This window comes from Phyllobacterium brassicacearum, from assembly GCF_003010955.1.
Lineage (GTDB): Bacteria > Pseudomonadota > Alphaproteobacteria > Rhizobiales > Rhizobiaceae > Phyllobacterium > Phyllobacterium brassicacearum.
This window is the reverse complement of sequence record NZ_PGGO01000007.1, coordinates 55,520-68,595: the sequence shown is the minus strand read 5'-3', so window position 1 is coordinate 68,595 and position 13,076 is coordinate 55,520. Positions and strand designations below refer to the sequence as shown.

The following is a 13,076-nucleotide window of genomic DNA, read 5'->3' as shown; positions in this document are numbered from 1 at the left end:
GTTACTCCAGTCCAACGGCGGCATTGAGCTTGCCGATCGCTTCGGCCAGCGCTTGCACTCTCTGCGCGAGTGTCTTGCGGCTCTCTGCATTCACATTGTCAAAGGGTGGATAGCCATCCGGCCCGCGAAGCGCCTTCAATGCGCTGTCGGCATCGGCCATCCGGCTATCAATATCGGTGACGGCCTCCGGAGCGGCCGGCATGGCGACAGGCTTCAACAAAGCCATCATGCGCGAAACCCCGGCGAGATTGGCCTCGATATCCGCAAGATCAGTTTTGGCGTAGTGATCTTCGCCAACGATGATCTTCGTTTCGGCGATGGAAGAAAGCAGGCGCGCAGCACCCTTTGCGATCTGCTCCGGTGGTATGCGCAAACCGCGCATCCGGTCTTTTAGCGCGGAAACGTCAGCCAAAAGCTTCGCCGAGACCGGAGCCAGCCCATCGAGACTGTTCGAAGCATAAAGCCCGTACTCGATGCGATGGAAACCAGTGAAACCCGGATCCTGCTCACGCTTCTCCAGATAATCTGCCACGGGGTTGACGGCATTGTGGAGATCGGCGAAAAGATCCGCCATTGGCTCGATTTGGCTGTAGGGAGCCCGCGCCTTTTGCCAGGATTCGCGGGCTTTCTCGAGATCACCCGCCTTGATGGCATCGTCGAGCGCCTGGGTCGCCTTCACCAATGCATTCGCCTGCGTGACAAGAAATACCTGAAACTCGGCCAGCGGCCCGAGATAAGCCCTGAGCGCAGGCTTGGCTGCCTCCGCGTCGGCCTCGGCTGATGGAGTAACGTGCAGCGTCCCGCGCGGACTATTGAGCAGACCGCAGGTGATTTCGTAGTCACCCGCCTTAAGCTTTGCCTGGAGCGTCTGGCTAAATCCCGGAACGATATTCTCGCGCTCTTCGACCACCATCACGCCGTCGAGAATTTCCCATTCAAGCGCCCGGTCCGAGTTGTTCACGATCGTGAATGTGGACCGCCCGGCAGGTACCGTGATCGCATTGGGCGTGCACGTACCATCCTTGATGGTGACGACAATGGTATCGGCTGAATTTCCGGATTTGGTGCCCTTCGATGCATAATAGAACGCCAGGCCGCCGGCGATGACAAGTCCGGCCGATCCGACGACGGCAAGTTTCATCCATCTCTGCGATGAGGGGGAGGCGGAGCCGGCAGATTGCGTCATGAAGCTGTTTTCCGATCAGTTTGTGGGTCGCGACGCCGTCGCGGCGGTTTCACGCCCGCCTGCAGGCCGCAGAAACATGAAGATGCTGATGGCCAGGAACCCGACATAGACAATCACTTCGCCCAGTGTCGGCATGTCCTGATAGCCGAACATTCCGGACAGCAACGTGCCGAACGGACTGCTGACGGGCAAAACATGGCTCAGGTCGACGACGACCGTCTGAAGGCTGTTCCAGACGCCAGCCTCATGGAAATGGCGCAGCGTGCCAGCCAGTATTCCGGCGGCGACGAACAGAATGAAAAGGCCGGTCCAGAAAAAGAAGCGGCGAAGATTCATTCGGATGCCGCCGGCATAGATACCGTAGCCCAGCACCACCGACACAAGAATGCCGAGAACAGCACCGAGCAGGGCGTCATTGTTTGTGCTTTGCTGGAAAATGGCGAGCAGGAAGAACACTGATTCCAGGCCTTCGCGCGCCACGGCAAAGAACACCAAGGCAATCAACGCCGAAGCCTGTCCCGTTGAATGGGAAAGCGCTGAATCGATCGAGGCATGGAGTTCCGACTTGATCGAGCGCGCCGCCTTGCGCATCCAGAATACCATCGACGACAGCACGGCCACCGCGATCAGCCCGACGATCGCCTCAAAGAATTCCTGGGCCTTTTGCGGGAATTGTGCGCTGACCATCTGCAGTCCCGCTCCGACGAACAGCGAAAGCGCTACGGCAAGCAGGATCCCGACCCAGACGGCAGGCATCCAGGCGTCTCGTCCAGTCTGCTTCAAATAACTCGCGACGATGCCGACGATGAGTGCGGCCTCAATACCCTCGCGAAGCATGATCAGAAATGGAACAAGCATCTATCAAAGTCCCCGGCGCCAATCTTGGCGTCCTTATCGGACGCGTGTGGCGTCGGGGAAGTCATAGACCGTCGCGAAAAACGAAGCAATAACAATATATTAGAAGAATTCTAATCAATAACCGGAGGAAATTTGTCAATTATTTCCGTATGTTGAGTACTTTTATCCACTATCGGATGCGACCTGGAATAGAAATGCACAGGCCCGCTGCCGCATGGATTGCACAATTTTGGATCGGGCAACTACCCTCTCTTGGGGGGGAGGGCAATGAAGCAACGGTCTGTTGAGATTCGCGTCAGGGCGCGCCGAAAATGGTGATTTTCGAGAACCGGAGCGCAGTGAACTTTTCGGTTCATGAGCACCGGATCGCAGAGAAGCGCCATTTGCAGGCCGTCATGGCGTGAATATCAACAGACCCTAGTGTCCGACACTCGCCACACCCAGCAACTGATCGACCGTATCGCGATCAGCCGCGAGCTGTTCCGACGTGCCATCCCAGACGATACGGCCGCGTTCAAGGATGATGACCCGTTCGGCGAAGTCGAGAGCGCTCTGTATGCGCTGTTCGACAAGCAGGATGGTCATTTCGCCGTTGGAAGCAAGGCGCGAGAACGCCGCCATCAATTCCTCGCAAATGACCGGCGCCAAACCTTCAAGCGGTTCATCCAGCAAGAGCACAGTCGGCTTGCCGAGGATCGTGCGGGCGGTGGAGAGCATTTGCTGCTCCCCGCCCGAGAGCTTCGCCCCGGAATTCGCGCGCCGCTCATAGAGCCGGGGAAACATGTCATAGGCTTCCCGCAACGCGCTACGTGGGCGGCCCTTCAGCCCGACGAACAGATTTTCCTCGACAGTCAGCGAAGGAAAGATGGCGCGCGATTGCGGCACGAAGCCAAGTCCGTTCCAGGCGCGGCTTGCGCTGTCCATCGAGGTCAGATCCACGTCACCCAGTCTGATCGTGCCGTCATAGCGTCTGGTCTGACCGGCGAGGGTGGCAAACAATGTGGTCTTGCCCACCCCATTGCGGCCAAGGACGGCAATGCGTGAACCTGCCTCAGCAGTAAAGGAGACGTTTTCGATGACACGCGTCGGCCCGTAACCGGCGCTCAGCTCTTTGATCTCAAGCCGCGCTGCTGGCATGCCCATAGCTCCCCAAGTAAGCTTCGCGCACCCGCGCATCTTCGGTGACTTCGCGCGGCGACCCGTCGAAGATGATTTCTCCGGCCGCCAGCACGATCACCCGTCTGGCAAAGCGGAAGACGAGATCCATGTCGTGCTCGATCATCAGGACAGCCAGGTCATCCGGCAATTGTGCCAGGGCATTTTCGATAAGGAATGTATCGCTGTGGGGCACGCCTGCAGCCGGTTCGTCCAGAAGCAGCACCTTTGGCCGCAACGCCATTGCCAAGGCGATTTCAAGCAGGCGCTGCTGGCCATAGGCGATCTCGCTGACCGGCGTCCGTGCCAGCCCCACAAGATTGAGCGTCTCCAGGATTGCATAGGTCTCGCGCATCACGTCCGGCATGGCCTGGAACGTTCCTGCGACCCGGCCGGATTTACCCTCCCGCTGCAGAATTGCCAGTGCCACATGCTGCTCCGGCGTCATATCGGCAAAAAGCCGCGTCACCTGGAATGAGCGCACGAGCCCGGCCCTGACACGCAGCATCGGATTAAACGTGGAAATGTCCTCTCCATCCATCAACACCTTGCCGGAATTGGGTCGCAAATGGCCTGTCACCAGATTGACAAAGGTGGTCTTGCCGGCGCCGTTCGGGCCGATCAGCGCCACCCGGTCACCTTTTTGCAGTGACAGCGAGACATCGCGCGTCACGTCCAGCCCTCCGAAGGACTTCTTCAGCCGGTCGACTTGAAAAAGCGCCGTCATTTGCCGCCCTTCCTGTAGCGTTCCACAAGTGCAGCGGCAGTACCGTAGAGGCCCTTCGGTGCAAACAGAACCACAGCGATCAGCAGTGCCCCGACAATCGTCAGCCAATGAAATGGATTGGCAGCGGAGACAAAATCTTCAACCCCAATGAAGACGATGGTGCCAATCAGTGCGCCGAAGAGCGTGCCCACCCCGCCAAGCACCAGCATGACCAGCGCCTCGGCAGAATTGGTGAAGCTCAGGCTGTCGAGACCGACGACCTGCGTCGATACGGCGTTGAATGCGCCGCCAATTCCGGCCACGACCCCGGATATCACGTACATCTTTATAAGAGTCCGTTTCACCGACGCGCCCATCGCACTAACACGGACAGGGTCCTGCCGGATACCGCGGCAAAGCAAGCCAAACGGCGAGCGTACGAGAATGCGCAACAGGACAAAGATGACAATCAGGAGGACGATTCCGAACACATAGGCGGTACGGCCCCACAGGTCGAATTCGAAGAGGCCAAGGATGGGATCGGGTGTGATGCCTGCCAGCCCATCGCTGCCGCCAGTATAATTGGACGCCTTGTTGGCCGCCTCGTGGAAAAGATGGATGATCGCTATCGACAGGACGAGTTGCGCCAATCCATGGCCGCGCAAAATGACGACTCCTGAAACGAGCCCGGCGACCGCGCCTCCCACCGCTCCTATGGCAATCATGGTGATTGGTTCGGTTACCCCGAAATGTGCCGCAGCAATACCGGCTGCATAGGCGCCGGCTCCGAAGAGCGCGGCATGACCGAGCGTCGCGACGCCGCAATAGCCGGTGACAAGGTCCAGCGACAGCACAAACAGCATGATGGCGATCATGCGTGTCAGCAGCGCCAGATTGTTGGGAAAGAGAAAGTACCCAACTATGGCCGCAGCCAGGATGATGGCGATGCCAACGAGATCGCGCAGCCAGTTGCTGCTCGCCGCGGGTAGCGGCTGGATGATCGTTGCCGATGTGTTGGTGATGCTCATTTCGCTCGCCCCATCAATCCACGCGGAAATACCCACACGATCGCGATCACTGCTAGATAGAAGAAGAATTCGCCGTATTCCGGCACGAGATAACGGCCTGTGGTGTCTATGGCCCCAAGAAGCAGGCAGGCAATCAAGGCGCCAGGGATGGAGCCGGCTCCGCCAACCGAAACCACCACAAGGAATGTCACCATATAGCGCAGGGCGTAATAGGGCTCGACCGGGAGCAGCTCAGCGCCGATCACTCCGCCAAAGGCGGCGAGACCGACAGCCAACGCAAAGCTTGCTGCGTAGACGATCTTGGTGCGGACGCCGAGCGCCGCCGCCATCGCCGTATTATCCACCGAAGCGCGCAGTTTGACACCAAAGGAGGTGCGTTCGATCAGATACCAAAGCCCGAGAGCGACGGCGACACCGCAGAAGATGGCGAAGAGCTTGTGCGCAGCGATCGTGCGGAAACCGAGGTCGACCGGCCCCTGCAAATCCGGGGGGAGGGGGATAGTCTTCAGCGTTGGCCCGAAAACATAATTGGCGATGCCTATAACGCAGAAGGTGATGCCGATCGTCATCAGGACCTGCGTCAGCTCCGGCGCACCATAAATGCGCCGGTAGAGGAACCGCTCGAGCGGGATGGCGATGATGATGGTTCCGGCGACAGCCAGGATCACCGCCAGACCATAGGCAAGGCCGAGATCCCGCGCCGCATAGGACGCGATGTAGCCGCCGATCATGGCAAAGGCGCCGTGGGCAAGGTTAACCACCCGCATCAGCCCCATCGTCACCGAGAGGCCGATAGAAATGACGAACAGGATCATCCCATAGGCAAGCGCATCGACGCCAATGCTGAAGAAGGTCTGCATCAGATCATCCTGTTAGAAACTATCGGCACCGCATCCCGCTCCCGTTATTTCGCGGCGGCCAGACCGGGATCAGGCTGCTTTTCAAACGTCTTGATTTCCTTGTTGTAGTAGCCGCCATCATCACCCTTGGCGACCTCGCGCAGATAGATGTTCTGGGTGATGTGACGCGTTTCAGGATCGATCGACACGGGTCCGCGCGGGCTTTCCCAGGCAAGGCCTTTCACGGCTTCGACCGCCTTCTCTGCGTCCTGCTTGCCACCGGTTGCCTCGATCATCTTGGTGATGACAAACATGCCGTCATAGGCGCCGACCGACGGGAAGGAGAGTTCCGCTGGATTGCCGATCGCCTTTTGCGCCGCGGCGACAAATGCCTTGTTTTCCGGAGAATCGTGCGCAATCGAATAATGGAAGGTCGTCAGGATGCCGACGCCTGCATCGCCGATGGCCGGAAGATCGGATTCCTGTGTCAGGTCACCGGGTGCGAGAAACTGGATGCCGGCCTGCTTGAGACCATTCTCATTATAGGCCTTGACGAAACCTAGTGTGGTCGGCCCGGACGGCAGGAAGGCAAAGACCGCCTGCGCACCGGAATCGCGGACCCTTTGCATGATCGGGCTGAAGTCGTTGGTCGACAGCGGCATGCGGATGGATTCGACGACGGTGCCGCCTTCCTTCTCGAAGGTGGTCTTGAAGGCGGTCTCGGAATCAACGCCGGGGCCGTAATCGCTGACAACGGTGATCGCCTTTTCGACACCGCGTTCGCGCGCAGTCTTCGCCATGGGAGCGGATGTCTGCCACGTCGTGAACGACGTCCGCACGACCAGCGGGCTCTTCGTGACGATCGCAGAAGTGGCCGCATTCATGATGACCATCGGCACATTGCCCTGCTTCAGCAGCGGCGTCACCGCCATTGCGTCCGGGGTAAAGTAGAAGCCGGCGAGGTATTGCACACCTTCCTTGACCACCAGTTCCTGCGCCAGTGCCTTCGACTGGGCTGGATCAGGTTGCGGCACGTCCCGGTAGAGTATCTCGATCGTGTTCTCGCCGACCTTGTTGCCGTGCTCGGCGAGATAGGCGTCGATGCCTGCCTTGAAATTCTTGCCCTGGATTGCGAACGGGCCCGAGAACGGACCGACGACCCCGACCTTGATCACCTCTGCATAGGCACTCGCAGTCATCAGCAATGATGCAGCTGCCGCCAGTATGAGCTTTTTCATGTTTCCTCCCTCTTTCAACTTTCGTTTTGCCAGACCATGTCTCCCGCGATCATGGTCGAAATTTCACCTATCAAAAATCTGAGACGCGCCTCGCGGCATTCCGCACTTGCGCCAAGTGCTCATACGCCGCTTGCATTGGTACCCTCTCCCAAACTCATGATTGAGCCGAGCAACGCAGTTGCAGAACGCAGGGCGGTTACCGTGGTCGTGACCATCGACGGCAATATCATCCATTCCAGGGTCCAGGCCGCACCCGAGCGTTCCTGCTCGTGGATCAGCGCCTGGTGCATGCCTGAAATCTGTGTGGCGTTGTAACGGGCGAGCGAGACGAGCAGCTCGGCAAGGACCGGGTTCTGCTTATGCGGCATGGCAGACGACTTGCCGCCGCCTTCCAGGGCAATTTCATCGCCCTCCTGCGCAAGGAGGGATGTGTCCTGGCCGATCTTGCCAAGAGAACCCGAAACCTGTGACAGCAGATCGGCGAAATCTACGATCATGTCGCGCTGATTGTGCCATTGCGGCAGGCCTTTCAGACCAAGTATTGCGGCCACTCGCTCGCGGACCGCCGACCCCTTATCCCCCAGCTTGTCCAGCGTTCCCGCGGGGCCCCCGAATTGAATGACGGGGAAATTCTGCCTGAGCCCATCAAGCCTTTGGCGATGCCTTGACAACGGTCCGCGCCAGGCCTCTATACGGTCACGCACTGTGATCGGAACGGCCGCCTGCATGCGGGTGCGCCCCATTAACCCATTGTTTCCAAACGCTCTTTCCAACCGATCGAGCTCGGATAAAATATCCGACAAGCCCTCATTCAAGCATACAAGCACTGGCTTGAGCCGAATCATCAGGCTGGTGTCGATGACGTCCTGGCTGGTGGCGCCCAAGTGCAGGGATGTACGATATTCTGCTGGAACTGTGCCGCGCAGTTGGCGGATAAGTTCCGGGACAACAACACCATCTTTTGCAACCGCCGATTTCAAAGCAGCGATATCCGGGACGAACGTCTTGCATGCATTTGTGATCGTCTCAGCCGCCGCATAATCGATGACCTTCTCGGCAGCTTCCGCCTGCGCCAACGCGGATTCGAACGCCAGCATCGCAGCAATGTCATTCTCGACAGAGAACCACCGAGTGGCCTCTTCATCGCCGATCAGTCCCGACAGATACGGGTGGTCGAAAGGACATATGCTCATCGCTTACACATCGAAAAAGATGGTTTCCTTGTCGCCTTGCAGATGAATATCAAAGAGATAGCTCGATCCGTCGCGCTTTGCGATCAGAGTGGGCACACGGTTTTTGTGCTCGATCCGCATCAGAATCGGGTCCTGGTCATTGGCCGCTTTCTCATCGTCGAAATAGATCCGCGTCTGCAATCCGATATTGATGCCGCGAGCAACAATCCAGACCGAGACATGAGGCGCCATCAGCCGCCCATCCTTGTATGGAACCTGGCCCGGCTTTATTGTTTCGAAAACATACTCGCCGGTTTCCATATCGGTCGGGCAGCGGCCCCATCCGGTAAAATTCGGATCGGCCGCACCACGCAATTCCGACGGGCTGTTGTAGAGCCCATTGCTGTCTGGCTGCCATATTTCAAGCAAGGCGTCGCGCAACGGCGTTCCGGTTCCATCAAAAACACGGCCGCGAATGGTGATCCGCTCGCCAAGCGTCTTGTCATTGACCATGGCAACGCCGAGATCAGCCTCGTAAACACCTGTAATGCCTGAGAAATTCGGCGTGCAGCCAATATGAACGTATGGCCCCGCCGTTTGCGACGGTGTTTCTTTGAGGAACCCCAATTGCTGGACCATCAGTTGCCCTCCATGCGGTTCTCGAACAGTGTCGAGCGGCGGCCGCGCAACACGATGTCGAACTTGTAGGCGCGGGCATCCATCGGGATCGTATTGTTCATATCGAGAGGAGCAATGAGCTGTTCGATGGCCGTCTTGTCCGGAATCGATCTGACGATCGGGCATTTCCAGATCATCGGGTCACCTTCGAAATACATCTGGGTGATCAGGCGTTGTGCGAAGCCGTGACCAAAGACGGAAAAATGGATGTGGGCGGGACGCCAGTCATTCACGCCGTTCGGCCAGGGGTAGGCGCCTGGCTTGACAGTACGGAACCGGTAATGGCCGTCCTCGTCGGTGATCGTACGTCCGCATCCACCGAAGTTCGGATCGAGCGGCGCTATATATCCTTCGCGCTTGTGCCGGTAGCGGCCACCGGCATTTGCCTGCCAGAATTCCAGCAGCGCACCAGCAACGCCCTTGCCGCGCTCGTCGATCACACGCCCATGGACGATGATGCGCTGACCGATGGCACTTTCGCCCGGCTTGGCAAAATTGTGGATGAGATCGTTGTCGAGTTCACCAAGAATGGAATGGCCGAACACCGGGCCGGTGATCTCCGACAATGTGTTATCAAATGAAAGAAGTGCCCGCTGCGGTGAACGCACGACACTTGTCTTGTAATCCGGCGTATAGGCCGGCGGGTGCCACAGCCTGTCGCGCTGGAAAAAAGCACCGGTTTCCGGTTTCCTGTTGGACATTGCCGCCTCCGTCACGCTGCCTTTCCAGCTTCCAATTCCTTGTAGACCTGTTTGGCCAGCTTGATCGCGTGATTTGCTGCCGGCACACCCGCATAGATCGCGACGTGCAGCAGCGCCTCGCAAATATCATCCTTCGTTGCGCCCGTATTGGCCGTGGCCCGGATGTGCATGACCAATTCTTCATCTTGCCCCAGTGCCGCCAGCAGGGCGATTGTCACGATCGAGCGTTCCCGCTTGCTCCAGCCAGGACGCGACCAGACATGCCCCCAGGCGGCTTCCGTGATCAACTCCTGAAATGGCTTGTCGAAATCTGTTTTGTTCAACTCGGCATTGTCGACATGGGTATCGCCCAATACGATCCTGCGCGTCTCCATGCCCTCGGCATAGCGGCGAGATTGAACGGCCGCACCCGTCATGATTTTCCTCCAAGCTGGAATTCATCGATGAAGGCCCGCATCACGGCACTGAGCGCTTCGGGCTGCTCGACACAGGGAATGTGCGCTGCAGCCTTGATCACCTCGTAGCGCGCGCGGGGGATGAGTTTGGCAAGCTCCAGCACAACGTCTGGCGGTGTGGAACCATCCTGATCGCCGACAACGCAAATTGCCGGAACTGCAATTCGCGACGCAGCTTCGGTGAAATCAGCGTCGCGGATTGCGGCACAGGTGCCGATGTAACCGTCAACCGGTTGGCGGACGAGCATGTTGCGATAACCCGCAAGCTCATCTCGGCGCTGGGCGTGAAAAGTCGGCGTGAACCAGAGCTTGAAGATGTTGTCGGCGATGGATTCGATCCCATCCTTCTCGACTGCTGCAATGCGCGCGGCCCAGCCTTCGGCTGTGCCGATCTTGTGCGCCGTATCACAGAGGATCAATGCCCGCACCAAATCCGGTCGCGTCGCGTATAGGCCCTGCGCCACGAGCCCCCCAACTGAGAGACCGCAGATGACTGCGCTCTTGACCTCCAGATAATCGAGAAGCCCGGCAAGATCACCAACATGGTCATCGATGGAATAAGGCGGCTTGCCAAGATCGGATAGGCCGTGCCCGCGCATATCATAGGTGACGATGGCAAAATCGCCGACAAGACGAAGGATAACGTCGCGCCAGATGCGCAAATCGGTGCCAAGCGAGTTGGCAAAGACCAGGACCGGTCTGCCTTCAGGCGCACCGATCAACTGATAGTGCAGCGTGATGCCGTTGATAGAAGCGAATTGCACAGAAATCCTCCCAATCTGCAAGAGTGACAATGGAATATACATTTGGTTCAGTAAAATGATATCTTAGCACATTCCCTTAACCCATGGGTTATGAAAAGCGATGATCGACAGCCGCATCAAATTCCGCCACCTTCAAACATTTTTGGAAGTCGCGCGCCAAAAGAGTGTGATGAAGGCTGCCTCCATTCTTAATATCAGCCAGCCGGCCGTCACCAAAACTATCCGTGAGATGGAAGAAGCTTTGGGTGTCTCCGTTTTTGAGCGGGACGGACGCGGCATCAGGATCACCCGCTACGGCGAAGTCTTCCTTCGTTACGCCGGCGCTGCCATCACCGCATTGCGGCAAGGCATCGATTCCGTCACCAATGAGCAGTCTGGTGAGGGAATACCGGTCCGGATTGGCGCATTGCCTACAGTCTCCACCCGGATTATGCCTGAAGCAATAAGCCTGTTTCTGCAGGAGAAAACCCAGAGCCGGTTGAAGATCGTCACTGGCGAGAATGCTGTCCTGTTGGAGCAGTTGCGGCTCGGCGATCTCGATCTCGTGGTCGGGCGGCTTGCCGCTCCGGAGAAGATGACCGGGTTTGCCTTTGAACATCTCTACTCCGAACAGGTGGTTTTCGCCGTGAGCGCCCGGCATCCTTTGATGCACGCACATGGGGACATCTTTGCCCGCCTCGCTGAATTTCCCGTATTGATGCCGACGCGAGCATCCGTCATCCGCCCCTTTGTCGACCGGTTTCTCATCGCCAATGGCGTCGCCAAGCTGCCGCAACAGATCGAAACCGTGTCTGATGCCTTTGGCCGCGCTTTCGTCCGCTCGAAGAACGCCGTGTGGATCATCTCATTGGGCGTGGTCGCCCGCGATGTCGAGGACGGCGCGCTCGCTTTGCTTCCCATTGACACAACGGAAACAAAAGGACCGGTCGGGCTGACAACGCGTGCGGATATAACGCCGTCTCTTCCGCTGTTGATCCTTATGCAAACGATCCGCGAGGCAGCAAACAGCGTGCGAGCCGGTTAATACCAACCTTCTCTAAAAAGGGAGCCCGACGTAATTTTCGGCCAAAGCTGTCGATGCAGCGCGAGAATGCACCAGATAGTCCAGTTCGGCGTGCTGGATCTTCTGTCCAAACGCGCCAGTATCCGGGAAACGGTGCAACAGCATCGTCATCGACCAGGAAAAGCGCACGGCCTTCCACACTCTTTGCAGCGCGCGCTGGGAATAGGCGTCGAGCGCCGCCATCGTCCCGTCGGCATAATGATCACGCAAGCCTTCGAACAGATAATGGACGTCACTTGCCGCCAGGTTGAGCCCCTTGGCTCCGGTTGGCGGGACGATATGGGCAGCATCGCCTGCAAGGAACAAACGGCCAAATCGCATGGGTTCAGCGACAAAGGAGCGGAGCGGTGCGATAGACTTTTCGAATGAAGGGCCAGTCGTCAACGCTTCCGCATCTTCTTTTGGCAATCTGCGCCGCAACTCGTCCCAGAACCGATCATCTGACCAGTCCTCAACTCTGTCATCCAGGGAACATTGCACGTAATAGCGGCTTCGCGTCGCCGAACGCATGGAGCAAAGGGCAAAGCCCCGCGGATGGTTGGCGTAAATCAATTCATGCGAAACTGGTGGCACCTCTGCCAGCACGCCGCGCCATCCGAAAGGATAGACGCGCTCGAATGTGCCGATCGCGCTTTCAGGGACAGATCGTCTGCTGACGCCGTGAAACCCGTCGCATCCAGCAATAAAATCACAGTCGATGCGGTGGGTCCTGCCGCCGCTTTCATATGTCACGAATGGCCTGTTCAAACCGAAGTCGTGGATAGCGACGTTGTCTGCCGCATAGATCGTCCTTGCCCCGTCGCTCTCCCGCTTGTGCATGAGATCCCGCGTGACCTCGGTCTGGCCGTAAACCGTGACGTGTTTACCTCCGGTCAGGCCCGCGAGGTCGATGCGATGGTTGCGTTCGTCAAAGGCCAGAGAGAATCCGCTGTGCAGCAATCCTTCAGCATGCAGCCGTTCGCTTGCACCCGCTTCGTCGAGCAGTCTGACAGTCCCTTCCTCCAGCACTCCGGCACGTACGCGGCCGAGGATGTAGTCCTTACTGACGCGATCGAGAATGACATTGTCGATACCCGTGCCGGTCAGAAGCTGGCCAAGCAATAGCCCAGCGGGTCCCGATCCAATGATTGCAACCTGAGTGCGCATTGTGCCTCCCAACAAATGATCGCATAAGCCTATGCCGCACGGCGGCAGCCGCAATGGATTATCCGGGCAAAAAATAGGATAATCCGA

General features: G+C 58.1%; 14 protein-coding genes. 1 reads left to right on the top strand and 13 read right to left on the bottom strand.

Features of this window, described 5'->3' with window-relative positions:
- Position 1: 1 nt before the first annotated feature.
- The 12 genes from efeO to pcaD form a co-directional block, all read right to left on the bottom strand.
- The gene (gene efeO, locus CU102_RS10885; protein WP_245425295.1) at positions 2–1,141 is read right to left on the bottom strand and encodes an iron uptake system protein EfeO; all 1,140 of its coding nucleotides are present in this window, start codon (positions 1,139–1,141) and stop codon (positions 2–4) included.
- Between the two features lie 60 nt (positions 1,142–1,201).
- Positions 1,202–2,044 carry an iron uptake transporter permease EfeU gene (gene efeU, locus CU102_RS10880; protein ID WP_106711124.1) on the bottom strand — a complete coding sequence of 281 codons (843 nt, stop codon included), beginning with the start codon at positions 2,042–2,044 and terminating at the stop codon, positions 1,202–1,204.
- A 417-nt stretch (positions 2,045–2,461) separates the two neighbouring features.
- Positions 2,462–3,181 carry an ABC transporter ATP-binding protein gene (locus tag CU102_RS10875; protein ID WP_106711305.1) on the bottom strand — a complete coding sequence of 240 codons (720 nt, stop codon included), beginning with the start codon at positions 3,179–3,181 and terminating at the stop codon, positions 2,462–2,464.
- The gene (locus CU102_RS10870; protein ID WP_106711123.1) at positions 3,162–3,926 is read right to left on the bottom strand and encodes an ABC transporter ATP-binding protein; all 765 of its coding nucleotides are present in this window, start codon (positions 3,924–3,926) and stop codon (positions 3,162–3,164) included. Before CU102_RS10870 ends, CU102_RS10875 begins: the two co-directional genes overlap by 20 nt.
- Positions 3,923–4,933: a branched-chain amino acid ABC transporter permease gene (locus CU102_RS10865; RefSeq protein ID WP_106711122.1), complete on the bottom strand. Its 1,011-nt coding sequence runs from the start codon at positions 4,931–4,933 to the stop codon at positions 3,923–3,925. Before CU102_RS10865 ends, CU102_RS10870 begins: the two co-directional genes overlap by 4 nt.
- Positions 4,930–5,793, bottom strand: a complete 864-nt coding sequence (locus CU102_RS10860) for a branched-chain amino acid ABC transporter permease (RefSeq protein WP_106711121.1) — start codon at positions 5,791–5,793, stop codon at positions 4,930–4,932. Before CU102_RS10860 ends, CU102_RS10865 begins: the two co-directional genes overlap by 4 nt.
- A gap of 44 nt (positions 5,794–5,837) precedes the next feature.
- Positions 5,838–7,010: an ABC transporter substrate-binding protein gene (locus CU102_RS10855; protein WP_106711120.1), complete on the bottom strand. Its 1,173-nt coding sequence runs from the start codon at positions 7,008–7,010 to the stop codon at positions 5,838–5,840.
- Positions 7,011–7,129: 119 nt separating this feature from the next.
- Entirely contained in the window at positions 7,130–8,203 is a 1,074-nt protein-coding gene (locus CU102_RS10850) for a 3-carboxy-cis,cis-muconate cycloisomerase (RefSeq protein ID WP_106711119.1), read from the bottom strand.
- A 3-nt stretch (positions 8,204–8,206) separates the two neighbouring features.
- The gene (pcaG, locus tag CU102_RS10845; RefSeq protein WP_106711118.1) at positions 8,207–8,821 is read right to left on the bottom strand and encodes a protocatechuate 3,4-dioxygenase subunit alpha; all 615 of its coding nucleotides are present in this window, start codon (positions 8,819–8,821) and stop codon (positions 8,207–8,209) included.
- The gene (gene pcaH / locus CU102_RS10840) at positions 8,821–9,561 is read right to left on the bottom strand and encodes a protocatechuate 3,4-dioxygenase subunit beta (RefSeq protein ID WP_106711117.1); all 741 of its coding nucleotides are present in this window, start codon (positions 9,559–9,561) and stop codon (positions 8,821–8,823) included. The genes pcaG and pcaH overlap by 1 nt, the downstream gene beginning before the upstream one ends.
- Before the next feature lie 11 nt (positions 9,562–9,572).
- Entirely contained in the window at positions 9,573–9,977 is a 405-nt protein-coding gene (gene pcaC / locus CU102_RS10835) for a 4-carboxymuconolactone decarboxylase (protein WP_106711116.1), read from the bottom strand.
- Positions 9,974–10,780, bottom strand: a complete 807-nt coding sequence (gene pcaD, locus CU102_RS10830) for a 3-oxoadipate enol-lactonase (protein WP_106711115.1) — start codon at positions 10,778–10,780, stop codon at positions 9,974–9,976. The genes pcaC and pcaD overlap by 4 nt, the downstream gene beginning before the upstream one ends.
- Positions 10,781–10,880: 100 nt before the next feature.
- On the opposite strand from pcaD, the gene pcaQ reads away from it, so the two are divergent.
- Positions 10,881–11,804 carry a pca operon transcription factor PcaQ gene (pcaQ, locus tag CU102_RS10825; RefSeq protein WP_106711114.1) on the top strand — a complete coding sequence of 308 codons (924 nt, stop codon included), beginning with the start codon at positions 10,881–10,883 and terminating at the stop codon, positions 11,802–11,804.
- 12 nt (positions 11,805–11,816) lie between these two features.
- Here pcaQ and pobA read toward each other — a convergent pair whose 3' ends face one another.
- Positions 11,817–12,989: a 4-hydroxybenzoate 3-monooxygenase gene (gene pobA, locus CU102_RS10820; protein ID WP_106711113.1), complete on the bottom strand. Its 1,173-nt coding sequence runs from the start codon at positions 12,987–12,989 to the stop codon at positions 11,817–11,819.
- Positions 12,990–13,076 lie beyond the last annotated feature (87 nt).

Bases quoted from the DNA above. Each gene is read 5' to 3' on its own strand.
- efeO (WP_245425295.1), bottom strand. From the start codon at position 1,141: ATGAAACTTGCCGTCGTCGGATCGGCCGGACTTGTCATCGCCGGCGGC.
- efeU (WP_106711124.1), bottom strand. From the start codon at position 2,044: ATGCTTGTTCCATTTCTGATCATGCTTCGCGAGGGTATTGAGGCCGCA.
- CU102_RS10875 (WP_106711305.1), bottom strand. From the start codon at position 3,181: ATGCCAGCAGCGCGGCTTGAGATCAAAGAGCTGAGCGCCGGTTACGGG.
- CU102_RS10870 (WP_106711123.1), bottom strand. From the start codon at position 3,926: ATGACGGCGCTTTTTCAAGTCGACCGGCTGAAGAAGTCCTTCGGAGGG.
- CU102_RS10865 (WP_106711122.1), bottom strand. From the start codon at position 4,933: ATGAGCATCACCAACACATCGGCAACGATCATCCAGCCGCTACCCGCG.
- CU102_RS10860 (WP_106711121.1), bottom strand. From the start codon at position 5,793: ATGCAGACCTTCTTCAGCATTGGCGTCGATGCGCTTGCCTATGGGATG.
- CU102_RS10855 (WP_106711120.1), bottom strand. From the start codon at position 7,010: ATGAAAAAGCTCATACTGGCGGCAGCTGCATCATTGCTGATGACTGCG.
- CU102_RS10850 (WP_106711119.1), bottom strand. From the start codon at position 8,203: ATGAGCATATGTCCTTTCGACCACCCGTATCTGTCGGGACTGATCGGC.
- pcaG (WP_106711118.1), bottom strand. From the start codon at position 8,821: ATGGTCCAGCAATTGGGGTTCCTCAAAGAAACACCGTCGCAAACGGCG.
- pcaH (WP_106711117.1), bottom strand. From the start codon at position 9,561: ATGTCCAACAGGAAACCGGAAACCGGTGCTTTTTTCCAGCGCGACAGG.
- pcaC (WP_106711116.1), bottom strand. From the start codon at position 9,977: ATGACGGGTGCGGCCGTTCAATCTCGCCGCTATGCCGAGGGCATGGAG.
- pcaQ (WP_106711114.1), top strand. From the start codon at position 10,881: ATGATCGACAGCCGCATCAAATTCCGCCACCTTCAAACATTTTTGGAA.
- pobA (WP_106711113.1), bottom strand. From the start codon at position 12,989: ATGCGCACTCAGGTTGCAATCATTGGATCGGGACCCGCTGGGCTATTG.